Raw genomic sequence first — 230 nt, forward strand, 5'->3', positions numbered from 1 at the left:
CGTCCGGGGCTTGTCCCCCGAATCCTGTCTGTCCGCAATTTTAACCGATAGGAGCCGGCCGAACCGGCATCCAGTCCTATAGCTCAGTTGGTTAGAGCGCCACACTGATAATGTGGAGGTCGGCAGTTCAAATCTGCCTGGGACTACTTCGGGGGATTAGCTCAGCTGGCTAGAGCACCTGCTTTGCAAGCAGGGGGTCAACGGTTCGAATCCGTTATTCTCCACACAAA

Annotated in this window: 2 tRNA genes; both read left to right on the plus strand. The window is 55.2% G+C overall.

Features of this window, described 5'->3' with window-relative positions:
* The first annotated feature begins 72 nt into the window (after window positions 1-72).
* Window positions 73-146, plus strand: a tRNA-Ile gene (locus NW212_RS15275).
* A gap of 4 nt (window positions 147-150) precedes the next feature.
* Window positions 151-224: transfer RNA gene (locus NW212_RS15280), tRNA-Ala, on the plus strand.
* Window positions 225-230: the final 6 nt, after the last annotated feature.

The sequence above is a fragment of the Bacteroides sp. ET225 genome (assembly GCF_024733745.1).
Classification (GTDB): Bacteria; Bacteroidota; Bacteroidia; order Bacteroidales; family Bacteroidaceae; genus Phocaeicola; species Phocaeicola excrementipullorum.